This window comes from Enterococcus sp. DIV1726a (assembly GCF_051710985.1).
In the GTDB taxonomy this organism is placed as follows: domain Bacteria; phylum Bacillota; class Bacilli; order Lactobacillales; family Enterococcaceae; genus Enterococcus_B; species Enterococcus_B hirae.
Window position 1 is genome coordinate 1,772,975 of record NZ_JBIOLS010000001.1, and the last position, 22,978, is coordinate 1,795,952.

Genomic DNA, 22,978 nt, shown 5'->3' on the forward strand with positions numbered 1-22,978 from the left:
CTCATTTTTCTAAATATTTGATCATTTCTAATCCATCTTCATTTGTTTGGGTATAATACCCTTTTTTTACTTTGTTCGATTGAAATCCTAATTTCCGATAGAGTCTTTGGGCATCTTGATTACTCATTCTCACCTCTAAAGAGAGTGTGTCACAGCGATTCATTATAGCAAATTTTTCAATTTCGTCAATTAACAATGTACCAATGTTTCTTCGTTGATACACAGGAATAACCGCAATATTTGTAATATGGCAATCCAAGCCAAAAATTCTCGCACCTATAAATCCAATTAACTGTTCCCCGTCTAGTATTCCTAAGTATAAATTTTGAAAAGGTGAATTTAATTCAGAAAGGAAGGCACTTTTTGTCCATGGTAATTCGCCATTGTATACCTGGCGTTCAATCGATAATAAATCTTTGATATCTCGAGGTATCAGCTCTTTTATTCGATAGCTTTTCCCTTGATTTTCAATTATCTTAGTAGCAAATTCTTTTTTTTCATAGAATAAACTTCTAGCATATGCTTTAAATTTTTTCAACATATCTTTCGTCTCCAGGAGTGTGGGTTTCCAACCACTTTTCCTCTGCTTCTACTTTTTTCAAATAACGTGGTACAAAATTGGTTAAATCTCTTACTGGTTCACGATTGGCCCCTAATGTTGCAATCGTACAGCCATTAGGAAGATCCCATTCAAGCACCTTATTTATTTCTGCTTCATGTAATACTTCCTTTATTTCATTCGTAAATTTTTGCGTATCTGTTCCGACAAATAAGATAGGTTCATCGAACTGAGACAGTTGCTTAAGCAGTTCTTCAATTGAAATATGTACATCTTCAAGAACTGTTTCTAATTTTCCATTTTGTCTTCGGTACACACCAGCATAAACATTTTTTCTTCTTGCATCAAATAAAGGCACGATCAACCCATTTACGTTCCGGCAATTAGCAGCAATTGCTTGTAAACTTGAAATCCCCACAAGTTCTTTACCCAATGTATATGCAAGTGTTTTTGCAGTAGTTACACCGATTCTTAGACCGGTGTATGAACCTGGTCCATCGGAAACAGCAATTCGATCGATAGCGGTTGGTGCTAATCCGAGTGCTGAGAATAACTGATCGATAGCCGGCATCAAACTAACGCTATGATTTTTCTGTTTATTGATTTGGATTTGTCCTAAGACAGTATCATCTTCAATCACGCCGATCGCTAAAGTTTGATTAGCGGTGTCTATCCCTAATGTAATCATTTTGATGCATCCTTTCTACTAACTTCTATCGTTTTATATTGTAGCATACTTCTTGCTAAGAAAAAGACAATTCATTTCAGAAAAAAAGAAAAAAAGTTGCAATCATTCGCAACTTTCTCTTGATTTGTTCTTTAGTTTTTTGTAGACTCACGCAAGATAAGATCCGTTTCTACAATGATTTTTCTCGAAACAGGTGCTTTTTCATTCATCATTTGTAACACGGTCTCTACCGCCAGTTCCCCCATCCATTCCGTGTGAACTTTGACTGTCGAAAGAGCTGGTGAAACATATTTTGCTACACTAATGTCATTGAATCCGATCAATGAGATATCCTCAGGTACTTTCAGACCTTTTTCGTTAATTGCCTTCAATGCACCGATCGCTAGTGTGTCATTTGCTGCAAACAGCGCCTCAAACGAATACTGTCCACTATCTAAGTATTCTTTGACTTTCCGATAGCCAGATTCAACTGAAAAATCTGCTTCAATGATCGTTGTAGTCAATCCTTTACCAGCCATGATTTGTTGGTAGGCGGCAATCCTTGGGTCATCAATCCGTTGATGTCCTTTTTTGGTGTATTCCCTACCAGCAAGCATTGCAATCGCTTTTTTATCCTGGTTAAAAAAATAATCAATCACTTTTTGGATACTTGTTTGAAAATCAACGATTAATGAATTAATGTTATAGGGTGTTCCATCAAAATCAACTAATAACAGATTGCTTTGTGTCTGCTTCAATTCAATCAACTGCTGCTCATCGAATTTTCCTAGAGCAATCGTTCCATTTGTCGGTCTATCACTGATAGCGTCCCACGTTTCCTTTAGCAAAGTCACATTTGATTCCTCTGCCTTTTTCTCTATTCCCAAACGAATAGCAAGATAATAGAGATCCTCTAATTCTTCTTGATCATTGTACCATTGGATCAAACGCAACGACTTTTGATTCAACGATGTGTTTCTATGGTGCTTCGTGTAATTCAACTCTTCAGCAGCTTCAAAAATTTTTCTTTTCGTTGCTAGGCTAACTGATAACTCCTGATCATCATTTAAGACTCTTGACACAGTAGCAGGAGAAACCCCTGCCAACTTTGCAATATCTTTAATCGTTGCCACTTGTTTCTCCTCCTATCTATTCCACTCGGGCATTCTTCTTAAAGCGTTGCAGTAAAGCGTTGGAAAGCTTCTTGACCTTTTATATCGCGTTTGAATACCCCTGAATCTTCCAACACACGAGCAAAAACTTTACCAATAGCTTGCTGAACGATCTCTGTTACTGTTTCAGTTGTCACATTTGGATGGTCGGCTTTCAAGCCCTTCGCCCATTCCATGTGATACTCAGCTATCTTATTTTCTTGTCCAAGCAAATACTTTTCTACTTCTGCCATTTCTGATTTTAAACGAGGTGGTAAAACAGCTAATCCCATGACTTCGATCAAACCGATATTTTCTTTTTTAATATGCTGAATATCTCGGTGAGGATGGAAAATCCCTTCTGGATGTTCGTCAGAGACATTGTTATCTCGTAACACTAAATCGAGTTCAAAATAATTTTCGCGTTTTCTAGCAATTGGTGTAATCGTATGATGAGGCGTACCATCTTTAGAAAATGCCGTCACTGCTACCGCGGAATCTGAATATTGTTGCCATTTTTCTAAAATACTATTAGCAGCTTCCACTAGGATTTCTTTCCCCGTCGCTTGCAGACGAATGACAGACATCGGCCATTTGACAACACCTGCGATTACTTGAGGATAATCCGATAATTTGATTAATCGTTCGATTGGAGCTTTAGCCATTGGAAATTCATGGCGCCCTGCTTGGTAATGATCATGTGACAGAATCGATCCTCCAACAATTGGCAGATCTGCATTTGAACCAACAAAGTAGTGTGGTAAAACCTCTGTGATTTTTAATAAACGTGAAAATGTTTCTTTCGTAATCTTCATAGGACGATGCTCTTCTGACAAGATGATCGAATGTTCATTGTAATAAGCATATGGAGAATACTGAAATCCCCAACTTTCCCCATCAAGATTCATTCTGATGATTCGATGATTGGTGCGAGCTGGATAATTTAAACGTCCTTTATAGCCTTCATTGTTCATACAAAGCATACACTCAGGATAATCAACTTTTTTGGCATATTTTTCGGCAGCAATTTGCTTAGGATCTTTTTCAGGTTTGGATAAGTTGATCGTAATCTCTAATTCGCCATATTCTGAAGGATACGTATACCTGATATTTTTCGCAATCGCTCTGGTTTTGATATAATCATTTCTTTTACTCAATTGATAAAAGTAGTCTGTTGCTTCTTCTGGATTTGTTGCGTAATGTTGTGCAAAAAACGCATTGACTACTGATGGTGGTGGTGTTAAAAAATCCATTAATTGTGCTTCAAAGATTTCGATTTCAGCTGGTAAATCAGTAACCACTTCATTTTTTTTGGCTTGTTCGACTAACCGATCAAGTAACACCACCGATTCTTCAGAAACAGGGCGCACTTCAGTGTTTTCCAAAGCCTCTTCGCCGATCATTCCCAAAATTCGATTTTGTAAATAAATTCGATCCATTTCCATCCAGCCACCAGCTTCAATTGCTAGTGTCGTAAAATCACAAATCGTTTGACTGATTGTCATCTTCTCTCTACTCCTCATAACCATGGGGATGACTCACATGCCAATCCCAGGCTGTTTTAATGATTTCTTTTACATCTGTGTAAGCTGGTCGCCAACCTAAGATTTCTTCAGCTTTAGCACTAGAAGCGACCAACCGGCTTGGATCTCCGGCTCTACGTGGTGCCACCTTAGCTGGAATTTCTCGATTTGTTACTTCTCTAGCCGCTTCAAGCATTTCTTTGACGGAGTAGCCTTGATTGCTCCCTAGATTAAAGAAGTTACTTTCATTCCCCGCTCTTAAATATTCTAAAGCTAAGATATGGGCATCAGCCAAATCTTCCACTTGAACATAATCTCGGATGCATGTTCCATCGGGTGTATCGTAATCATCACCGTAAATCGCCAAAGAATCACGTTGACCTAGAGCTACTTGGAGAATAATAGGAACTAAATGCGTTTCTGGTGTGTGATCTTCCCCAATCGATGCATCTGCTTTTGCACCTGCTACATTGAAATAACGCAATGCTACATATCGCATGCCATAGGCTTGGTCACACCATTTCATCATTTTTTCCATCATCAATTTGCTTTCACCGTACGGATTTTTTGGATTCGTAGGAGTTGCTTCGGTAATTGGTGATTCTGTAGGTTCACCATAAGTGGCTGCTGTAGATGAAAAGACAATATTCTTCACATGATATTCATGCATCACTTCTAACAATATTTGCATACCATAGACATTGTTATTAAAATACTTCAATGGTTTCTCAACAGACTCTCCCACTAATGAACTAGCTGCAAAATGAAGGACTCCTTCGATCGTTTCTTTTTCAAAAACAGACTGTAAAAAAGATTTATCCCGAATGTCACCTTTGTAAAATTGTGCTTTAGGATGAATTGCTGCTTGATGCCCCGTTAATAAATTATCCACTACTACCACTTGATAGTTTTGATTGATCAACCGATCAACAGCATGTGAACCGATATAACCTGCGCCACCCAATACCAAGATTGCCATGAAAACACTCCTTTTTTTACAAAAGCAGCAAAAAGTACGTTTTGAATCGTTTGGAACTATGACCCTTTTGTTTCTGTTGCCTTTGCTATTTATTTAGTAAATTTATAATAAAACATTTAGTAAATATTTTCAAGGAAAATTTGTAAAGGTTTCCAATAAATAGACGTCAGACTAGCCTTTTTTTTCAATTTGTTACATAATAGAAGCAACAACTAATAAACGAGGTGGATTTAATGAAAAAATTTGTATCTGGAATTTTAGTCGGTAGTCTTGCAACAGCGGCAGCTGTTGCTGGATTGGTAGCTTCAGTTAAAAAAACAGTAATCGATCCCATTGATGAAAAAGAAACAATGATTGAAGAAAATCGTAAAAAAGCGATGCGTAAACGTGTAGCTCGCTAATCTTTAAACGATTCAAGAAAATCATCCCTTTTATAGCCCAAAGAATCATTATTAATTAGTAAAACACAACCGATCTTAAAAGTTAGATGAATGATCTAGCCTTTAGAGTCGGTTGTGTTTTTTGCTTCAATTGGTTGTCCTTCCAAGAATCAGCTGTGCCACTTTATCGATTTGCCTCAAATTCCAAGCATCGGTATATGGTCGTGAGACTGTAGCTGTCAACCAATCCACACCTTCGACCGGAATCCCTAAACAATATAAATTTTCTTCTAGCTCTCCCTGTTTGTTCCAGACTTGATTGGTGCTTAGTTTGATATCAATTGCACCAGTTTCATACACGCCAGTCGTGTCCTGATAAGTAAAAGGACGAATCAGCTGATGTTTTTTCAAGCTATTTAATGCTGGGTTCTTTGTTTGTGTCAAATCAGTCTGCGGGAGTCGGGCTTCAATCAAGTAGCGACTTTCAATCCGTTGTCCCTCGTTTTCTACGATAAAGAAACCGGCCTCTGTTTTGATTTCCAGCGGTGGGGAAACGATTGTGAAAATACCCGCATCAATCAGAGCGGCTAATTCTCTTGTCCGAACAACTGGCGGACCGATCGTGAGAAAAGCATTGAGCTTAGTAAACCAACCCCATAATACTTCTCTATATTCTTTGGCAGTGAAGATGCCCCATTCAATGACCAGATGGACAGGATCACGCCAATCTTTTAACGCATCAAAAGCTGAAGCAATCGCCCCAGTACAATTTCCTTTCATTGATTCATTGATTTGATAATCAATAAACCTTCGACTTTCTTTTTGAAAGTCGTGCTTCTCATGATAGATAGGCGTTTCAAAAAAATCCCACTCCCATTGATAAGGCTGTAATTCAGGAAATTGTTTTTGCCAATCACTTTGATCACGTGTTAAAAAGATTTGTTCAAATAATACTGGTGAAATAGCTAGATGTTTTTCCTCAATTAATTTCTTATAATAAAAAAGTTCGACATCTTTTTTTAGCAAGTCGAAAAACAGTTTCCCAGTTAATTGTTGATTTTGATAAAGCTTTGCTAAATTTTCTTTGGTGATCAATTTAGGAACAGCCATTGCTCCTCCCCGTTTTTCATTTTTTCCTCGAGGAAAATAGGGCAACCCTTTTCTAGACCCGCAGTATACGATCGGCTCACGTCCAGACGGCAAATATACCAATTTCTCTCCTTGTTTTTCAAACTTACCTCCTCTATTCTCGGTAAGTAAACCTACATAATCAAAAAAACTTAGACCTAATCCTCTAAGAATCACTGTGGCTTTTGGCGGAATAGTTTCTACGGAAACATCAGCTGGATTTGCTGGCAGTTGGTAGAACAATTGCTCTTTTTCAGCATAGTCATAAAACCTTTTCTCGTCTTTGGATACTTTATTTTCCCAATGTCCCGTAGTAATCACTAACTGATCTACTACTAAATGCTGTTCGTTTGTTTTCAAGTAAAAACCTGTCTTTATCTTATCAATCTCTTTCACTAAGGATCGAACGATAGTGAATGAATGCGGTGCTAATTTTTTTAATTGTTCATAAAACCACTGCTGGTACAAGCCATAAAAACATCTGGTAGCTGGTTCATTGGCACGTAAGCGCTCGGCTTCTGCCAAAAAAAATTCTTTATTCACAAACTGTTGCTTTTCGATATACTTTTTCGCCTCTGTTTGGCTCCATTGATATAAATTAGGCCCCGGTGAAATCTCTCCGCCACTTGTTAATGTTTCATCTGTAAAAAGCGTAACTTGCTGAGAGACTGAGTTCATCAATAACTCTGTTGGTTGATCGAGCCGCCAGACTCGACCACCAGGCCCATCAGGATCGAATAAACAGATCTGGATATGTTGGTTTTCCCGATTGTTTCGGATCAATCGTTCTACCATGCTTAGTCCTCTGGGGCCTGCCCCAACAATGCCAATAATCATCGATTCAGCTTCCTTTCCATCAACGCTTTTAGCACCACGGCTTGATTTTGCTGTTCATTCTTTGCACCATAAACTAAGGTCACGATTGGATAGTTTTGACAGAGTTCAGCTAACTGCTTGACTGCCAATTGCTTTTCTTGATCTGTCATTAACTCTTCTAGGTATTTTTCTTCAAAAACAGGAAAACGCTCAGGAAGATGTCCAAAGAATTTTCTCAACTCAGTACTTGGTGCAATCTCCTTTAACCATAGATCAATCTGTGCTTTTTCCTTTGATATCCCTCTTGGCCATATTCGATCAACTAAAATTCTAAAGCCATCACCCTTTTCGCGCGCACTGTACACTCTTTTCAGTTTGATCATTTTCTCCACTTCTTTCATTGCTTATACATTGATCATAGCATAAATGATTAGATTCTCCTTTGATTATGTCATAGCAAAAAATCGTGGCTTGATTTCTGTTAGTACTCCCTAAATACTAAATTTCAATTTTGCACGATCTATGGATACTTGCTAGTGATTCCTATCTCCCTTTTCTAGAGGAACAATGTGTTGGCATTGATTATTATTATGACAAGCATCATTAGTTTCGCTCGATTGTCGTCTCAATATTTTTTTTAAAGGTACCCCACCCTTATCCATTTCAATTCCTTGGCAATTTGTTATATTCTCTGGTTTATCTGTGTTACTCTTTCTGAAAATGTTTAACGATTGACCCCACTTCTTAATCCTTTTCCTGAACGTTAGCTTTTCAGTTGTCAACTTACTTGTTTTTTGTTCTTGAATGTTTTCTGGTTTTGAACTATCTTTTTGTTCGACCGATTGATCTTCTATTATTATTTGTGGAGAATCTATTGCGCTTTCTATATTTTCTATAACCACAGAATTGGTTATAGAGACTTTACTTTGGCTTGGACCATCATGGCTGATTAAGCGTTTTATGTTATAATCCTTTACGACCTGCTGATATAATTGGGCAGAAAGATCTAGTGAGTATAATACTCTCCCAAGTTCAGATTGCTCTACCTTCTTATTTATAATCTTAGACACAACCGATTCAACGATCTCCTCATATGTCTTTCCTTTTAATTTACCAGCTAGTGAAACCTCAATCGTTCCAACAAGTTTATCAAGTTCCTTTTTTCTTTTTTCTGTTATTTCTTCTTTTTTTACTATTCCTGCAGGTTGTTGCTCAGTGAAAGTTTCATTAGATATTTCTGGCATTGCCTTTTCTCCCCCATTGTTTGATTTATCATTGAATCATCATCATACATGACGTACGCAATGGAGATAGAACTTTTATTTCTGGAAAGAATAAAATTTAGTATTTTATCTTGTGCGATCTAATGAATCCTTTTTATTCCCGTTGCCTAATCGAATAATCAGTCATGCAATTTTCTAAAAAGTATCTGTTACTTTATATACAAAAACTTCTGATAAATTGGCTCTATCATTTGTGGAACTGATGAATGTATCAATCCCAAAAAGTAAGACCAAAATCTAACTTCTGGGGGTTACTACAGAATCAAAGTTGATCCTTCAGCCCCATTTTCCTTCCAAATGAAATAACAAAAAATCTGAGACAGAATGAGGTTCATTCTGACCCAGATTTGACTTTACACGACTCATCAGGATTGACCGATAATTTGACGTCATGACGTTCTATACTTTTTTACTTTTAATCTTGCCAGACCAGCCATCATATCCGCCTTTTAAGATATAGATATCTTGGTAGCCAGCTTTTCTTAACTTATTCGCTGTACGAATACTTAAGCTTTTCTTTTGGTCGTAGATATACACCGGTTGATCTTTTCGGATAGATCCTAATGAATCTTTTAAAACAGTATAAGGGATATTTCTTGCCCCTAAAATATGTCCTGCATCAAACACGTCTTTTTCACGAACATCAATGACTTGTGCCTTACGCATCCCATCACGAAATTCTTCTTCTTCCAGTGTTTTTGCAGAACGTTTTGCCATTACTCGTAGATAAACTTCCCAAAACACAATAGCAAGAATAATCAATAGCAAAATGATGTTAATTACCCATAAAACCATGTCATTCCTCCACGTTATTCCGCAAATTTCAAGGCTAATGAAGCAGCACCGATCACGCCAGCTTCATTTCCTAATTCTGCTAATTTGATTTTTGTTGATTGTTGTACTTGAGGGAACGTAAATTGGTTGAAATATTTTTCAACACGACTACGTAAAAATTCCCCGGCAGCAGATACTCCGCCGCCTAAAACAATACTTGATGGGTTCATAGTGTTCCCTAGATTACCGCAAGCTAATCCTAAGTAGAAACAAACACGATCAACGACCATCAGACCAAATGGATCGTCTGCTTGTGCCATTTCAAAAATATCTTTACTTGTTACTTCTTCTCCATTATCAAGCATTGCTTTTAATTTTGAATCTCCGGCATACTCTTCTGCTAAGAAACGTGCTAAGCGAACTACACCTGTTGCACTTGAAACTGTTTCTAAGCACCCTCTTTTACCGCATGTACATTCAAAACCTTCTGGGTCCACTGTAATGTGTCCAATCTCGCCACCTGCACCAGCAACGCCGTGGATCAAGTTCCCAGCAGCAACGATTCCGCCACCGACACCCGTTCCTAAGGTAACAAAAATAACGTCAGGATCATTTTCCCCTGCACCTTTCCAGCGCTCACCTAAAGCAGCAACGTTCGCATCGTTATCAATAGCAAATTTGATTCCAGTTCCTTCTTCAATTTGTTTTTTTACGTATTGAAGTTCAGTCCAATTTAAATTGTAGGCTCCGATCACTGTACCTGCTTCACTATCGACACTTCCTGGTGTTCCCATACCGATTCCGATGAAATTTTCAGCATTCATATTGTATAATTTGATACGATGATTTACTGACTCGATAATTTCCGGAATAATATGTTTACCGTCATCCAATATATTGGTATCGATGCTCCATTTTTGTTGAATCTCTCCTTCTGGTGTTAGAATTGCAAATTTTGCTGTTGTTCCACCTAAATCAATCCCAATAATTTTTTTGTCCATTACAAGTTTCCTTTCTTTCGGCTTTCTTCCACTCGGTGCTCTCGTTTTAGTATGCGCCACGCTGTCATGTATGTATCATGATCGATCAAACGACTGTCATGAAGATTCTTCAATTCAATCGTCATTAATTCAATATCATAGATACGTGACCCAACATAGACAAAGATGCCAAATCGTTTGAGCAGTTGTTGCACGTCATATAAGCTCTCCATCTCAAAGCACTTCCTTCACATTATACAAGTAATCCGTAGTTTTTTAAACCCAATAAAACACATATTATCAAAAGAAATCCAAAAACAAGCGTAGATAGGATTTTTTGATGAATCGAGTAATTGGTCACTTTCTGTGGTAGGCCGATGATATTTCCTATAAGCAAGCCACCAACAATCCCACCGAGATGCCCCCAGATATCGACTGAGGTATCCGTCAAACCAAATACAAAACTGATAACAATAAACAACATGTAATGACGAATCAATTGGCGAACCTGAGAGTTATTTTTGAAATGAAATCCAAGAATGAATAACGCACCAAACAAACCAAACAAAGAAGTACTTGCTCCACCAGATAGAACGCCAAGATCGTTGAATGCAAAACTCGCTGCATTCCCAAGGATACCACTAAACAAGTAGATCAAGAAAAAACGCCAATGACCGTAGAGTGTTTCAATTTGGTCTCCCATAAAATATAAAATCAAAGAATTCATGACAAAATGCACCAGTCCAAAGTGAATGAAAATCGGTGTAATAAACCGCCACCATTCATTTCCAACTACAATAGACGGCCCAAACATGCCTAAATATGCTGGAATATTTAAAAATGGAAAGAACTCCATCATTGCAAACACGATGGTTTGTATCGCTAAAAACAAATAAGTCAAAATTGGTCTTCTTAGCCAAGCGTTTAATTTTAATTTCTGTTGATAATTCATGTAACCCTCCTTATTATTTATCGATAAACAAGTGTTGCACTTTTTTATCAAAACTTTCTGGTACCCATTGATTGTTTATTTGTTCTTGAAAAACCAGACTACATGTCTGGTTCGGATAATTGGCTAGATAGCGATCATAGTAGCCTCCACCAAAACCAATCCGATAACCATTTTGATGATAAACAACCCCTGGAACGATCAGCAAATCGATAGCGTCCGGTGAAAAAGAATGATCAGATAATGGCTCCAGTACGCCAAAAGCGGTGCGTTCAAATCGGGTATCCGGATCAATTTTAAAAAAACACATTTGACGTTCAGGCAATGTCTTAGGAACAAGTATGGTTTTACCCTCTTCCCATGCCTTTTCAATAATTGGGGTCGTAGCCACTTCTATCTCATTTGCCATCGTCAAACCAACCACTTTTGCTTGCTGCCATTCATTACTTTGAAAGAGTTGTTGGTAAATTTTTTGCTCTTTTTGCTGCTTCTGTTCACTTCTAGCAATCTTTTGTAAATTTTCAATGCCAATTTTTCTAAGTTTTTCTTTAATATGACTCAAACGTATCAACCCACCTCTCGTTAAAATGGTAGCGGAAAATAGTAAAAATAGCAATTTAACTTTTTAAATAAAAAGAGTTTTATAAACAGAATTTAAGACATCACTCTCACTCTTTATTCTAAAAACGAGTAAACGGTGTTCACGCATCAGCTCCTTGAAATAAGCCTGAATTTTTCAAAACATGAGAAGCTGTTAAAAAAAATTCTTTCTTATTGTCATTGGAGCTTTCCGATGCCTTCACGACCTCTGATTCACTCTTTTCATTTGAATAGACAGAATAATCGTAGTCTCAAAATAACGAGAAACTACTTTGGGAAACACTGCTTACTCAACACAATCGTTTCTTCCCCGTATTTATTTTCTAAGCAATCATTTGTTTGGAAAATAATAAATATAAGAAATATGGAGCTCCTAGGACCGCAATTAAAATCCCAGTAGGAATCTCACCACTTGGTAGAATCACTCGTGTAAGAACATCTGCAATCGTTACAAAAAATGCCCCAAATAATCCACTCAAGATCAAGGACAGTTGATTTTCTCTTCTGACGACAAATTTAGCCAAATGAGGAGCTAACAAACCGACAAAAGATAAGCTGCCAGCTACCGCAACGCTTCCGCAGGCTAAAGCAACAGCGAGTATCAATAGGATTTTTTGACTTTTCTGCACGTCTAATCCTAGACTTTGCGCTCTTTCTTGACCAAAAGATAATAAACCAATTCGTCGACTGTAAATCAGCACGAAAGGAAGCAAAATGACTGCCCAAGGTAACAATGAGAAAACATATGGCCAACTAGCTCCCCAAAGTGAACCTGCTAACCAGGCATTAACAAAACCATAGTTTTCTTTCGACAATTTAATCGTAAATAAAAGCATCAATGCCGACAATCCAGCATTGACTGCAATTCCTGATAGTAAAAGCCGGTTCATCCCTAAAAAACTATTTCTCGTATAAGCAAACAAGTACACAAGTAAAGCTGCAAGCAAGCCGCCTAGAAAAGCCACGATCAATAGTAAAAACGGAAAAGTTTGGTTGGCATAAAAGCCCAAATAAATCATAACGAAAAAACCTGCTCCAGCGTTAATGCCCAATATGCCAGCATCAGCTAGTCTATTTCTGGTAACTCCCTGCAAGATAAAGCCTGAAATACCTAAACACATACCAGCAAGAAGACTGATTAATAGACGAGGGGCACGAAATTCATAAACAATCAACTCTTGGATTGCCGAACCCTTCCCTTGAAACACCTCAGCTAATTGATCAAATGGAATAAATGGTGTGCCAATCATTAAACTTGCAACTATACTAACAACTAATAAAACAAATAAAACAACTAGTGATTGGTAACTTCTTTTCATCCTTGTTCCCTCCTTACTTGGAGTAGTAAAAACGGTACACCGATCAAGGAAATAATTAAGCCGAATGGCGTTTCAAATGGCGGATTGATCATTCGTGCAACATAATCCGCCAACATCACTAATCCTCCACCTACTAAAAAAGAGGCTGGTAAAACATACCGATAATCGGAACCAATGATTCCTCGGACGATTGGTGGAACCATCAATCCAATAAATGAAACTGGTCCAACTAACGACACCGCCATTGCAGCTAACCCCGCCACTAATACAAATGCAAAAAATCTGATCCGTCCAGGGTTGCCTCCTAATGCCAAGGCATGTGACTCACTTAAGTTGACCAACGAGATGGAGCGACCTAACAAAAAGGAGCCACTAACTGTCAACAGATAAATCGGAGCCAAAATTTCCAATTGATGCCAAGTGACATTCGCAGCGCCTCCCACGAACCAAAACGCCAAGTCTTGCTGCAAATTGAATAGTTGTGTCAGCGCTTGACTAATAGCTGTAAAAAAAGTACTGATCGCAACACCTGCTAAAATCAATTGAAGTGGATTCATCCCCATTTTTGAAAAACGTAAGAAACCAAAAACAAATAACGTAACTACCAACGAACCAAGTAATGACAGTAAAAAAACAGAAAAAGCAGAAGCTTGTGGCCAAAACGCAAAACAAAGAGCCATTGCAAGCGATGCTCCTGCATTAATTCCTAATAACCCTGAATCAGCTAAAGGATTCCGTGTCACCCCTTGCATCAATGCGCCACTAAGAGCAAAACAGCTTCCGACTAAGAAAGCCCCCAGCACTCGAGGCAACCGAATCGTTCGGATAATCAACTGCGATTGAACTGAGTCGTCAAATTTAAAAATCGCTTGCCACAAATTAGAAAAGTCGACAACCGCCGCTCCATTGGCTAACGCAAAGAAAAATATACTAACTACTCCTAGCAACAATAGGGAAAGAATCATTCGTTTCCTCTTTGTCTTCATTGTTCACCCTCCTTACGATCATTGATTAAATCGTAAGACAAAACAACGGGTTTATTCGTTTCAGGCAATTCGATGATCTGCGCTTCAATTTCATAGATTTCCCTCATCCATGACGTTGTGATTACTTCATCAGGTGTGCCTTGAACCACTATTTGTCCTGCTTTCATCCCAATTAAATAGTCAGAAAAGCGAGAAGCGTGATTGATGTCATGGATCGACATTAAAATGGTTGTCTGTTTGATATGATTGATCTCTTTCAGTAAATGTAAGATTTCCAATTGATGCGCAGGATCTAAAAAAGTGGTTGGCTCATCTAAAATCAAAATATCCGCTTCTTGGGCTAAAGCCATCGCAATCCAAACTCGTTGCGCTTGTCCACCTGATAGACTCGAAAGCTCCCTTTCTTTCAACTTAGTTAGTTGTGTCGCTTCCAACGCCCATTGGATAGCATGTAGATCTTCTTCATTTAATCCACTAAAAAATTTTTGATAAGGATAACGACCATAAGAGACCACCTCTTCGACAGTCATGCCTAAAGGGTGTTCACTACTTTGGGCTAACAGTGCAATTTTTTGCGCTAACATCTTAGGACTATATGTAGAAATTTCAGATCCATCTACGATAATCTTTCCTTCTTTGACAGGTAACAGTCGAGTAAAACTTTTTAATAAAGTTGATTTACCACTGCCATTAGGACCAATCAAACTTGTCACTTTTCCTTCTGGTATCTTGATAGACATTTTTTCAATCACTTGTTTATTTAAGTAACCCGTTGTAATATCAACAGCTTCAATCGTCGTCAAATTTTTCATCCTTTCCCTGAAAATCATTCTCAATTATGAAGCTCCTTCACAAATTCGTCAAGTTTTACTCTAAATGGCTCTTTCCCGAAAATAGTTGACATGACCACTATTGTCAGGAATAATATCAATTGAGAATGATTATCAATGAAAATCCCTTCAGGAGGAAAAAATGAAACTAAAAAAGAATATCTTTACCATTGGGGCCACAGTGTTGCTGCTTAGTTTACTTAGCGCCTGCTCTTCTTCAAATAATTCATCCAATTCAACTGACACAGCAGGTAATGAAACAACTGCAAAAACTCACCTAGTGACTGATGCCTTGGGTCATAAAGTCGAGATCCCTAATCAACCAAAACGAATCATCGGGAGTTACCTCGAAGACTATCTTATCGCTTTAGGTGAAAAACCTGTTGCTCAATGGACAGTTGGTAGTGGATCGATTCAACATTATTTACAAAAAGAATTAAAAGATGTTCCCACGATCTCTTATGATCTTCCGTATGAAAAAGTCTTAAGTTATGAACCCGATCTTTTATTGATCTCTTCTTCGGCTACAGTTGAAGGAGGTAAATACGAGCAATACAGCAAAATTGCGCCAACCTATGTCGTAAAAAATGGGAATGATGTCACTTGGGAAACCCAACTAAAAGATATCGGAAAAGCATTAAATAAAGAAAAAGCAGCAGAAAAAATCATTACTGATTACCAAAAAAAGGTGAAAGCCACTAGACAAGAACTCGCAGATAAAATCAACGGCAAAACGGCTGCTGTTTTATGGGTGACGAATAACTCAGCATTTATGGTTAGTGAAACACGTTCAAGTGGAAGAATCATTTACGGTGATCTAAAATTTGGTGTGCCAAATCTAGTTACTGAAATCTCTAAAAGTGCAACTTCAGATTGGTCAGCTGTCTCTGCAGAAAAATTAGCAGAGTTAGATGCAGACTATCTCATCTTAGTCAACAGTGATGAAAAAGCTGCGATGTTTAATGAAGCAACTTGGCAAAATTTAAAAGCGGTCAAAGAAAATCATGTCTTAGAATTTGGTCCAGAATCTAGTTGGCTCTATAATGGTCCAATAGCTAGTCAAAATATGGTCAATGATATCAAAAATAATTTGAAATAAATCACCTGAACAAGAATAGACGTTCACCTTCCTTTCTTTACAAATTGGAGTGAACGTCTTTTTTTATTTAACTATGTGCTAAACCACTTTGCTCATTTTTTGCCATTTCTGAAATCGATGAGGGTATTGATTTTCTTGGTTGACAATTCCTTCATGTTCTTCCACTAATTCAAAACTTGTAAAATCGATTTCTCCAATAAATGTATCCCCCTCAAACTCTGCATCAATTAATGTTCGCCAGATGATTTTTGTTTCTGGTAACAAAGCTTGAAAAATTCGACTTCCTCCTGACACATAGATATCTTCAGGTATATCCTTGGCATATGCCAAAAGTTCATCAATCGAATGAAGGACTTCCGCATTTTTTTCTACTTTAAAATCTTTTTGAGTAGTTAACACAATGATATGCCGATAAGGAAGAGACAATTTGCCCATGCCTTCATATGTCTTTCTTCCCATCACTAATATTTTATCCATCGTATGTTCCCTAAAAAAACGCATATCGTTTGGTAACCTCCAAGGAAGCAGGCCATCTTTTCCAATCAAACCATTCTTGTCTTGTGCCCACATTGAAATAAACATGTGTTTCATCCTCTCAAACTGAATTTGAACAAACGATTTCAATCATACAAGAAAAACGACCCTGTTACAAGAAAAAGAGTCGCTTGTCAGGTTTATGGTTTCATTCAACCTTCACTATTAAAAAAAGTCTAGCTTCCTAAAAAGGATTCTAGACTTACGCTGAACTAATTATTTAGTTTCACGGTGTAAAGTAACTTTACGTTCGCGTGGGCAATATTTTTGTTTTTCCAAACGATCAGGGTTGTTACGTTTGTTTTTGCTTGTTAGGTAGTTACGTTCTTTACAAGAAGTACACTCTAAAGTAATGTTTACGCGCATGTTTTTCCCTCCCATTTTTTACTAGAATCCTCTAAGATGACTCTCAGACTTGATTATCTTACCATGATTTCCACTAGATTGCTAGCCTTTTTACAAAATTTGTTAAGTAAAACTACTTGACGAAAGTTATCTAAATAACTACTTGCTAAACAAAATCTTTTCCTTTTCCAACTACTGCGCTTACACTTGAAATATAAATAATTTTTGAGGAGGAAGATTTTATGCCTTGGAATATGAAAGATTATCCGCCTGCAATGAAAAATTTAGAAGAGTTAACACGAAAGAAAGCAATCGATATCGGTAACGCCTTGCTTGCAGAAGGCTATCCTGATGATCGTGCTATTCCGATTGCTATCAAACAAGCCAAAGAATGGTCAGAAGATGCTACTTCTACTGAAAAAAAAGAGTTTTCTCAAGAAAAAAATCCAACAAAGCATGATTCTCACGACACAAATCCAAGAGCTTCTAAATTATTGACAGCCAAAGTGATCGTAAAATTTGAAGAAGATAAGTGGATTGTCCAATCAGAAGGAGCTAAAAAAGCAAGTAATCATTTTGATACGAAAGAAAAAGCGATTGAAAAAGGGAAAGAAATTGCTCAAAACAAAAACACATCATTAATTATCTACAAAAAAGACGGAACGAAAGAAAGAGAAATAAACTATTAATAAAAAACAACTCCTCCACAATAAAGGAGGAGTTGTTCACTGTTAAAAAGGAATAAAATCAATCCGCTCGAAGCGGGATGTTCTTTTGCTTCGCTAGCTGATTACTTTTTAGACTGTTACATAATCGATTGCTTCAGCCTTAGGGATTTCTTCGTCAACGAAGAAAACTTTATACCAAGTTAAAAAGCTGAAAATCGTCCAAATTTTTCGTTGTTCTTCATGACGCCCTTCATGATGGTCATTTAACAACTTCATAATTTTTTCTTGATCAAAGAATTCTTTGGCAAAATCAGCCTCAAATAATTCTTTGACTTGTTGATAGCCATGGTCTTCTTTCAACCAAGCTTTGATTGGTACTGGGAAACCAAGTTTTACACGGTTAGACCATTCTTCTGGCAAATGTTTATTTGCTGCTTGTCGGAAAATATCTTTGGTATTATTTTGATTTAACAGATACTTACTTGGGATCTGTTCTGCCAATCTCATCACTTCGATGTCAAGTAACGGTACGCGTACTTCAAGTGAGCTGGCCATTGATAATTTATCCGCTTTTAATAAAATATCTTTTGGCATCCATTGATGAAGGTCAACGTATTGCATTTTGTTCACTTCATCTTTGATTTTTTCAGTTTTAGCATAATGGACTGCCATAATCTCCTGAACGGAAGGAGCCTTTTGGTATTCTTGTGTTAAAATATCTGACGCTTCGTTTTCTTCAAACACTCGGGCATGACCAATAAAATATTCTTTCGCAGGAGCTAAAGATTCATATAAATGGATTCTACCGTGGAAGTTTTTCATCTTGCCAATTTTTCGTCCCAAGTTATAACGTGTTCCTTTTGGTAGTTTCTTCAACCCTTGAGCAATGACACGAATAACTTTTGAATTCGTATGGAACCCATAAGTTTGGTATCCCGCAAATAGTTCATCTGCCCCTTCACCTGATTGGACAACTCGAACACTTTGCGAAGCCAAGTTTGCTAAGAAATAAAGTGGGACACATGAAGGATTCGAATCTGGCTCATCTAAATGGTATTGAATCAAAGGAAAAGCTTTAAATGACATATCTCCATCGATGACAGCTGCTGTATTATCTAAGTCCAAAAGTTCTGTTAACTTTCTAGCTTCAATAGCTTCATTATATGTTTTATCATCAAACCCAATTGAAAAAGAATGATCTGGTTTTAATACAGAAGTCACATAGCTTGAATCTACCCCACTAGATAAGAATGAGCCAACTTCTACATCGCTGATCGTATGTGCTTTAATCGATGCTTCAACTGTTTCATCAATCTTATCGATCCATTCTTTCCGTGAATAGTTTTGTTTTTCTTCAAAATTAGCATCCCAATATTGATGAATCGCTAACTTATTATCTTTGTAAGTGAAATAATGACCTTCTGGCAAACGGTGAACCCCTTTAAAAAAGGTTTCTCCATTTAATGGTGAATATTGAAATGTCATATAAGGTTTCAAGGCTTCTTTATTCAATTCTTTATGAAAATCTGGATGTGGTAAAAAGCTTTTGATTTCTGATCCGAACATAAATGTGCCGTTCATTTCCGCATAATAATATGGTTTGATTCCAAAATGATCCCGAGCACCAAATAATTCATTGCGTTTATTGTCCCAGATTGCAAAGGCAAACATACCCCGAACCTTTTGTAATAGATCAGTTCCCCATTCTTCATAACCATGCAACAATACTTCTGTATCCGCATGTGTTTGAAAAATATGTCCAGCTGCAATCAGCTCTTCTCTAAGAGGTTGGTAATTATAGATTTCCCCATTAAAAATGATGACTTTTGTTCGATCTTCATTATAGATAGGTTGTTTTCCACCCTCTAAGTCGATAATACTTAATCTTCTAAATCCTAAAGCAACATGCTGGTCAATATAATCACCCGAACTATTCGGTCCCCGATGAACGATTCGATCCATCATGTCGTTTACGATTGCTTTTTTATTGTCTTTGTCGTTAATAAATCCTACAATTCCACACATTTTATTTTTCACATCCTAGATAATAATTACTATTACTTTGTTTCGTCCATAAGCATCTTATCATAGAGGCTATTAAATCTTGAAATAATAGCTCTCTTACAGTTTCGTCACATGAAATAACAGTGAATATTTTTGAGTTCTACTATAAAAAAAGTAGTCCTATTAATTAATTTAACATGTTTTGACTAAGGAAGCTATTTTGTTTAGCAAAGACTTGAAAAATATTCATTATTATTTAATCATCTCTATCATTTAACCAATCAAAAGATAGTCCTTACTAAATAATCCGCTCTAATTAAGTTACAAGCAATTTCCAATAAGACTTGTTTGATTTTACTCTTAAACCTTCTTGTCGTGAAAGAAATTCCGTTGGAACAATCTCGTTTAAAAACAAGAATATATTTTCCACTTACAAATAAACCTAACTAGATCTGACCTCATCTCGCCTAGTATCTGGTTTATATTTTCTTTTCTATTTCTTCGAACATAGCTAAGAAGACTTTGTTCGTTTACTTATCTCTAAAACTATATTTTTTTTGATTCATTCATGTTATTATTATGAAGGATCTTTATTGGAAAGGGTAATGTTATGAAAGTATCAATTGTGGTTCCATGCTATAACGAAGAAAAAACAGTTCCTCTTTTTTTTAACGAGGTCGAAAAATTTAAGGGAATACATGAATTTGAATATTTGTTTATTGATGATGGTTCAAGAGATAATACATTACAAGCAATCAAAGCATTAGCTAATGACCATGAATATGTACGCTTTATTTCCTTTTCTCGAAATTTTGGGAAAGAAGCTGCTTTATATGCTGGTTTACAAGCTTCTACTGGCGACCTTGTCTCTGTAATGGATGTTGATCTACAAGATCCACCTGATCTATTACCAGAAATGATTGAAACAATTATGCAATCTGATATTGATTGCGTCGGTACTCGTCGTTCGACTCGTGACGGTGAACCACCGATCCGTAGTTTTTTTGCTAAGAAATTTTATCAGCTAATCAATAAAATCAGTGATACTGAAATGGTTGACGGAGCGAGAGATTTCCGTTTAATGACTCGCCAAATGGTTGATGCTATCTTGGAATTAACTGAATACAACCGCTTTTCGAAAGGCTTGTTCAGTTGGGTTGGTTTTAAAACCAAGTATATTTCCTTTGAAAACCGTGAACGAGTAGCTGGTGAAACCTCTTGGTCTTTTTGGAAATTATTTAATTACTCTATTGATGGAATCGTCAACTTTTCAGATGCACCATTAACAATTGCTTCATTCGTGGGGGCATTATCATGTATTGGTTCAGGTCTTGCTATTTTATTTATTATTTTACGTGCCCTGTTGTATGGTGATCCTACAGCTGGCTGGCCTTCCATGGTCTCTATTTTCTTGTTTATCGGAGGTATCCAATTATTGTGTCTTGGAATAATTGGCAAATACATTGGAAAAATCTTTTTAGAAACCAAACAACGTCCAGTGTATATTATCAGAGAGACTGAAAAAATTAATCCAAAAAACTATCAAAGCGAGAAATAAAAAAACTCAAGTTGTAACGATCTCAATAGTTAGTGTTCTAACTGTTGGATTTCCTACAACTTGAGTCTTTTTTTTATTTTCATCTATTTATGATGGTCAAAACAATGGTCCCAATCCCCAGCATAGTCAAACTAAATTGTACGAGTTCTGCTTTTTGCGGATTCCAGGTTTTCAACAATTCTTTTACCAGCATTAACACTAAAATTCCTACAACAATATATAAAATATAATAAGTTCTCATTCCTGAAGCCCAGATCGTAGGAGAAAATCCCATAATTATTCTTGAACAAGCGCCCATCATCATTAACAACATAAGAAAAGATGCTGTTTTTTTATTTTCAAAACTTAAGTAAATCCCTAGGAGCAAACAAGCCAATAAACCTAAAACAAGTAAAGTCGCTAGCCATGATCCAGGACGAGTAAGTGACAGATTCGTTCCAGTATCGGTAAATAGCTTTGTTAAGTGACTGCTATCCCATATTTGTGCACGACTATTGCCACGAATGTGTATAAAACTTTCACCCATCGTATTCCCTAGATAGATAATCAGATTCAAGAAAAAAGGTATAGCAGATAATAAGCGGCCATAATAATTTTTGCACTTGTTATAAGAAAGTAAAAAAACAAATAAGAACAAAATTAAGAACAATACATTTGTATCTAGAAAAAAAGGCTTTCCAAAAGAAGAAATACCCAAATCCAATTTAGTAATAAACCCAAATTGATCATATTGAGGAAACCACTTACTAATTTCTTGAGATGTCCTGATGGCATTCCCCGGTGTTGTCAACGAAAATAGTAACTCAATAAAACTTATGAGCAATGGGAGAATCAATAAGCGATGATATGCTCTTTTATATAATAAATAGCCAGTTATAATGGCCGTTAAAGTAAAAAAGCACGCATTCACTTGTTCTTGGTTAGCAGCAAATATCAGGAAAGGCAAACTAAACCAATAAATACTAGGAGTGATAGCTCTTCCTTTTAAGCGTTGGAAGAATGGGAAAAAAGCGAATAAGCAAAATGAAACGGACCATTGATAATTCAAAGTTGTCGACTCCCAGCCTGTTTCCCCCATCACGGTAAGTGGGACTAAGCAGTAGACAGATGTAACTAGCAACACGTTCTTACCGTCCAATTTTTCAAAAACATACTTACAAATCATCAGGACCGTGCCCAACATGATGATTGAATTGACAAATTTCCACAGCAGAAAATGTTTAGAAAAAAACATCATAAACAGCTCTATGATAATTCTCGAACTCCAAGTTTTATAATGTTCGATCGAAGCTCCTAAATACCCTAGTTGGTCTAATCTATTTGAGTAAACTAAATCGTCTGCTCTAAATGATGGCATATATAGATTGAAAAATAAAAAACCAAGCCAAATAACTAAAAGCAAAAAAAATAATTCTTTATTAATTCTTTTTTTATTCCAGTACATTATTAAACTCCTTTTTATAATTTATCCCAGCAATTATAACACAGAGGCATCTGTTTCCTATATTTTTTTTATCCTTTTATTTTTAAATAATGAACAAACTGGTCACTTTATCAAAAATAAACATAACAATTAACAGGTTTCATTCATTGGTTTTCCAAAGCGTTTGATCAACCATATTCGGCTAAAAAAGTATTCATTACTTGTTAATAAAACTTTACAAGAAAAATAAGTACTCCAAACAAATAACACCGCATAATTTTTGAAACATTCATAAATTCTCCATTCTAAATGATATCGTTCATGAAGAGACAAAAGTTACAATAACTATCGATAGGCATCTGACAGAAATTCGGAATACAAAAAGAGGTTATGAAAACTTCGGGTAGCTCCAATGACAACAAG

The 22,978-nt window shown here is 36.7% G+C and carries 24 protein-coding genes; 4 read left to right on the plus strand and 20 right to left on the minus strand.

The window, feature by feature from the left end; all coding sequences use genetic code 11:
* Position 1: 1 nt before the first annotated feature.
* The 5 genes from rimI to galE all read right to left on the minus strand — a co-directional run bounded on the left by rimI (position 2) and on the right by galE (position 4,879).
* The gene (gene rimI / locus IGJ27_RS07850) at positions 2-541 is read right to left on the minus strand and encodes a ribosomal protein S18-alanine N-acetyltransferase (RefSeq protein WP_010737793.1); all 540 of its coding nucleotides are present in this window, start codon (positions 539-541) and stop codon (positions 2-4) included.
* The gene (gene tsaB / locus IGJ27_RS07855; RefSeq protein ID WP_010718852.1) at positions 525-1,247 is read right to left on the minus strand and encodes a tRNA (adenosine(37)-N6)-threonylcarbamoyltransferase complex dimerization subunit type 1 TsaB; all 723 of its coding nucleotides are present in this window, start codon (positions 1,245-1,247) and stop codon (positions 525-527) included. The genes rimI and tsaB overlap by 17 nt, the downstream gene beginning before the upstream one ends.
* Positions 1,248-1,378: 131 nt before the next feature.
* Positions 1,379-2,359 carry a LacI family DNA-binding transcriptional regulator gene (locus IGJ27_RS07860; protein WP_010718851.1) on the minus strand — a complete coding sequence of 327 codons (981 nt, stop codon included), beginning with the start codon at positions 2,357-2,359 and terminating at the stop codon, positions 1,379-1,381.
* 38 nt (positions 2,360-2,397) lie between these two features.
* A complete protein-coding gene (gene galT / locus IGJ27_RS07865) occupies positions 2,398-3,882 on the minus strand; it encodes a UDP-glucose--hexose-1-phosphate uridylyltransferase (protein ID WP_178305859.1) in 1,485 nt (494 codons plus the stop codon).
* A 7-nt stretch (positions 3,883-3,889) separates the two neighbouring features.
* Entirely contained in the window at positions 3,890-4,879 is a 990-nt protein-coding gene (gene galE, locus IGJ27_RS07870; RefSeq protein ID WP_010737796.1) for a UDP-glucose 4-epimerase GalE, read from the minus strand.
* Between the two features lie 233 nt (positions 4,880-5,112).
* Here galE and IGJ27_RS07875 point away from each other — a divergent pair, with 233 nt between their 5' ends.
* A complete protein-coding gene (locus IGJ27_RS07875; protein ID WP_010718848.1) occupies positions 5,113-5,280 on the plus strand; it encodes a DUF3042 family protein in 168 nt (55 codons plus the stop codon).
* A gap of 126 nt (positions 5,281-5,406) precedes the next feature.
* Here the strand turns inward: IGJ27_RS07875 and IGJ27_RS07880 are convergent, their stop codons facing one another.
* From IGJ27_RS07880 to IGJ27_RS07930, 11 genes are all read right to left on the minus strand, one after another.
* Positions 5,407-7,224 carry an FAD/NAD(P)-binding protein gene (locus IGJ27_RS07880; RefSeq protein ID WP_178305858.1) on the minus strand — a complete coding sequence of 606 codons (1,818 nt, stop codon included), beginning with the start codon at positions 7,222-7,224 and terminating at the stop codon, positions 5,407-5,409.
* On the minus strand, positions 7,221-7,586 hold the full coding sequence (locus tag IGJ27_RS07885) for a DUF488 domain-containing protein (RefSeq protein ID WP_010737798.1): 366 nt from the start codon (positions 7,584-7,586) through the stop codon (positions 7,221-7,223). Before IGJ27_RS07885 ends, IGJ27_RS07880 begins: the two co-directional genes overlap by 4 nt.
* Before the next feature lie 150 nt (positions 7,587-7,736).
* The gene (locus tag IGJ27_RS07890) at positions 7,737-8,447 is read right to left on the minus strand and encodes a hypothetical protein (protein WP_178305857.1); all 711 of its coding nucleotides are present in this window, start codon (positions 8,445-8,447) and stop codon (positions 7,737-7,739) included.
* Between the two features lie 438 nt (positions 8,448-8,885).
* Positions 8,886-9,281, minus strand: coding sequence for a rhodanese-like domain-containing protein (locus tag IGJ27_RS07895; RefSeq protein ID WP_010737800.1), 396 nt, complete (start codon positions 9,279-9,281; stop codon positions 8,886-8,888).
* Positions 9,282-9,295: 14 nt separating this feature from the next.
* The gene (locus tag IGJ27_RS07900) at positions 9,296-10,261 is read right to left on the minus strand and encodes an ROK family glucokinase (RefSeq protein WP_010718843.1); all 966 of its coding nucleotides are present in this window, start codon (positions 10,259-10,261) and stop codon (positions 9,296-9,298) included.
* Positions 10,261-10,473, minus strand: coding sequence for a YqgQ family protein (locus tag IGJ27_RS07905; protein ID WP_010718842.1), 213 nt, complete (start codon positions 10,471-10,473; stop codon positions 10,261-10,263). Before IGJ27_RS07905 ends, IGJ27_RS07900 begins: the two co-directional genes overlap by 1 nt.
* A 20-nt stretch (positions 10,474-10,493) precedes the next feature.
* Positions 10,494-11,192, minus strand: a complete 699-nt coding sequence (locus tag IGJ27_RS07910; protein ID WP_063627259.1) for a rhomboid family intramembrane serine protease — start codon at positions 11,190-11,192, stop codon at positions 10,494-10,496.
* Between the two features lie 13 nt (positions 11,193-11,205).
* Complete coding sequence (locus tag IGJ27_RS07915; RefSeq protein WP_010718840.1) at positions 11,206-11,751, minus strand: 5-formyltetrahydrofolate cyclo-ligase; 546 nt, start codon at positions 11,749-11,751, stop codon at positions 11,206-11,208.
* Positions 11,752-12,112: 361 nt separating this feature from the next.
* A complete protein-coding gene (locus tag IGJ27_RS07920) occupies positions 12,113-13,108 on the minus strand; it encodes a FecCD family ABC transporter permease (RefSeq protein ID WP_178305856.1) in 996 nt (331 codons plus the stop codon).
* Positions 13,105-14,094, minus strand: coding sequence for a FecCD family ABC transporter permease (locus tag IGJ27_RS07925; protein WP_014834567.1), 990 nt, complete (start codon positions 14,092-14,094; stop codon positions 13,105-13,107). Before IGJ27_RS07925 ends, IGJ27_RS07920 begins: the two co-directional genes overlap by 4 nt.
* Positions 14,091-14,924 (minus strand): ABC transporter ATP-binding protein, encoded by an 834-nt coding sequence (locus IGJ27_RS07930; RefSeq protein WP_178306408.1) that lies wholly within the window; start codon positions 14,922-14,924, stop codon positions 14,091-14,093. Before IGJ27_RS07930 ends, IGJ27_RS07925 begins: the two co-directional genes overlap by 4 nt.
* 142 nt (positions 14,925-15,066) lie before the next feature.
* Between IGJ27_RS07930 and IGJ27_RS07935 the strand changes: the two genes are divergently transcribed.
* Positions 15,067-16,023, plus strand: coding sequence for an ABC transporter substrate-binding protein (locus IGJ27_RS07935; RefSeq protein WP_178305855.1), 957 nt, complete (start codon positions 15,067-15,069; stop codon positions 16,021-16,023).
* A gap of 78 nt (positions 16,024-16,101) precedes the next feature.
* Here IGJ27_RS07935 and IGJ27_RS07940 read toward each other — a convergent pair whose 3' ends face one another.
* Complete coding sequence (locus IGJ27_RS07940) at positions 16,102-16,605, minus strand: dihydrofolate reductase (RefSeq protein WP_010737807.1); 504 nt, start codon at positions 16,603-16,605, stop codon at positions 16,102-16,104.
* Between the two features lie 168 nt (positions 16,606-16,773).
* Positions 16,774-16,938 (minus strand): 50S ribosomal protein L33, encoded by a 165-nt coding sequence (rpmG, locus tag IGJ27_RS07945; RefSeq protein WP_002320810.1) that lies wholly within the window; start codon positions 16,936-16,938, stop codon positions 16,774-16,776.
* A 206-nt stretch (positions 16,939-17,144) separates the two neighbouring features.
* On the opposite strand from rpmG, the gene IGJ27_RS07950 reads away from it, so the two are divergent.
* Positions 17,145-17,591, plus strand: a complete 447-nt coding sequence (locus IGJ27_RS07950; protein ID WP_053766725.1) for a DUF2188 domain-containing protein — start codon at positions 17,145-17,147, stop codon at positions 17,589-17,591.
* A 108-nt stretch (positions 17,592-17,699) separates the two neighbouring features.
* Here IGJ27_RS07950 and asnB read toward each other — a convergent pair whose 3' ends face one another.
* Positions 17,700-19,595 (minus strand): asparagine synthase (glutamine-hydrolyzing), encoded by a 1,896-nt coding sequence (gene asnB, locus IGJ27_RS07955; RefSeq protein WP_178305854.1) that lies wholly within the window; start codon positions 19,593-19,595, stop codon positions 17,700-17,702.
* Between the two features lie 589 nt (positions 19,596-20,184).
* Here asnB and IGJ27_RS07960 point away from each other — a divergent pair.
* The gene (locus IGJ27_RS07960; RefSeq protein WP_010718832.1) at positions 20,185-21,132 is read left to right on the plus strand and encodes a glycosyltransferase family 2 protein; all 948 of its coding nucleotides are present in this window, start codon (positions 20,185-20,187) and stop codon (positions 21,130-21,132) included.
* A 79-nt stretch (positions 21,133-21,211) separates the two neighbouring features.
* Here the strand turns inward: IGJ27_RS07960 and IGJ27_RS07965 are convergent, their stop codons facing one another.
* On the minus strand, positions 21,212-22,576 hold the full coding sequence (locus tag IGJ27_RS07965; RefSeq protein ID WP_178286036.1) for a DUF6056 family protein: 1,365 nt from the start codon (positions 22,574-22,576) through the stop codon (positions 21,212-21,214).
* Positions 22,577-22,978 lie beyond the last annotated feature (402 nt).

What these genes read in the sequence shown, in the direction of transcription:
- rimI (WP_010737793.1), bottom strand. Translation starts at nt 541, where the DNA reads ATGTTGAAAAAATTTAAAGCATATGCTAGAAGTTTATTCTATGAAAAA.
- tsaB (WP_010718852.1), bottom strand. Translation starts at nt 1,247, where the DNA reads ATGATTACATTAGGGATAGACACCGCTAATCAAACTTTAGCGATCGGC.
- galT (WP_178305859.1), bottom strand. Translation starts at nt 3,882, where the DNA reads ATGACAATCAGTCAAACGATTTGTGATTTTACGACACTAGCAATTGAA.
- galE (WP_010737796.1), bottom strand. Translation starts at nt 4,879, where the DNA reads ATGGCAATCTTGGTATTGGGTGGCGCAGGTTATATCGGTTCACATGCT.
- IGJ27_RS07875 (WP_010718848.1), top strand. Translation starts at nt 5,113, where the DNA reads ATGAAAAAATTTGTATCTGGAATTTTAGTCGGTAGTCTTGCAACAGCG.
- IGJ27_RS07880 (WP_178305858.1), bottom strand. Translation starts at nt 7,224, where the DNA reads ATGATTATTGGCATTGTTGGGGCAGGCCCCAGAGGACTAAGCATGGTA.
- IGJ27_RS07885 (WP_010737798.1), bottom strand. Translation starts at nt 7,586, where the DNA reads ATGATCAAACTGAAAAGAGTGTACAGTGCGCGCGAAAAGGGTGATGGC.
- IGJ27_RS07890 (WP_178305857.1), bottom strand. Translation starts at nt 8,447, where the DNA reads ATGCCAGAAATATCTAATGAAACTTTCACTGAGCAACAACCTGCAGGA.
- IGJ27_RS07895 (WP_010737800.1), bottom strand. Translation starts at nt 9,281, where the DNA reads ATGGTTTTATGGGTAATTAACATCATTTTGCTATTGATTATTCTTGCT.
- IGJ27_RS07900 (WP_010718843.1), bottom strand. Translation starts at nt 10,261, where the DNA reads ATGGACAAAAAAATTATTGGGATTGATTTAGGTGGAACAACAGCAAAA.
- IGJ27_RS07905 (WP_010718842.1), bottom strand. Translation starts at nt 10,473, where the DNA reads ATGGAGAGCTTATATGACGTGCAACAACTGCTCAAACGATTTGGCATC.
- IGJ27_RS07910 (WP_063627259.1), bottom strand. Translation starts at nt 11,192, where the DNA reads ATGAATTATCAACAGAAATTAAAATTAAACGCTTGGCTAAGAAGACCA.
- IGJ27_RS07920 (WP_178305856.1), bottom strand. Translation starts at nt 13,108, where the DNA reads ATGAAAAGAAGTTACCAATCACTAGTTGTTTTATTTGTTTTATTAGTT.
- IGJ27_RS07925 (WP_014834567.1), bottom strand. Translation starts at nt 14,094, where the DNA reads ATGAAGACAAAGAGGAAACGAATGATTCTTTCCCTATTGTTGCTAGGA.
- IGJ27_RS07930 (WP_178306408.1), bottom strand. Translation starts at nt 14,924, where the DNA reads ATGATTTTCAGGGAAAGGATGAAAAATTTGACGACGATTGAAGCTGTT.
- IGJ27_RS07935 (WP_178305855.1), top strand. Translation starts at nt 15,067, where the DNA reads ATGAAACTAAAAAAGAATATCTTTACCATTGGGGCCACAGTGTTGCTG.
- IGJ27_RS07940 (WP_010737807.1), bottom strand. Translation starts at nt 16,605, where the DNA reads ATGTTTATTTCAATGTGGGCACAAGACAAGAATGGTTTGATTGGAAAA.
- rpmG (WP_002320810.1), bottom strand. Translation starts at nt 16,938, where the DNA reads ATGGGAGGGAAAAACATGCGCGTAAACATTACTTTAGAGTGTACTTCT.
- IGJ27_RS07950 (WP_053766725.1), top strand. Translation starts at nt 17,145, where the DNA reads ATGCCTTGGAATATGAAAGATTATCCGCCTGCAATGAAAAATTTAGAA.
- asnB (WP_178305854.1), bottom strand. Translation starts at nt 19,595, where the DNA reads ATGTGTGGAATTGTAGGATTTATTAACGACAAAGACAATAAAAAAGCA.
- IGJ27_RS07960 (WP_010718832.1), top strand. Translation starts at nt 20,185, where the DNA reads ATGAAAGTATCAATTGTGGTTCCATGCTATAACGAAGAAAAAACAGTT.
- IGJ27_RS07965 (WP_178286036.1), bottom strand. Translation starts at nt 22,576, where the DNA reads ATGTACTGGAATAAAAAAAGAATTAATAAAGAATTATTTTTTTTGCTT.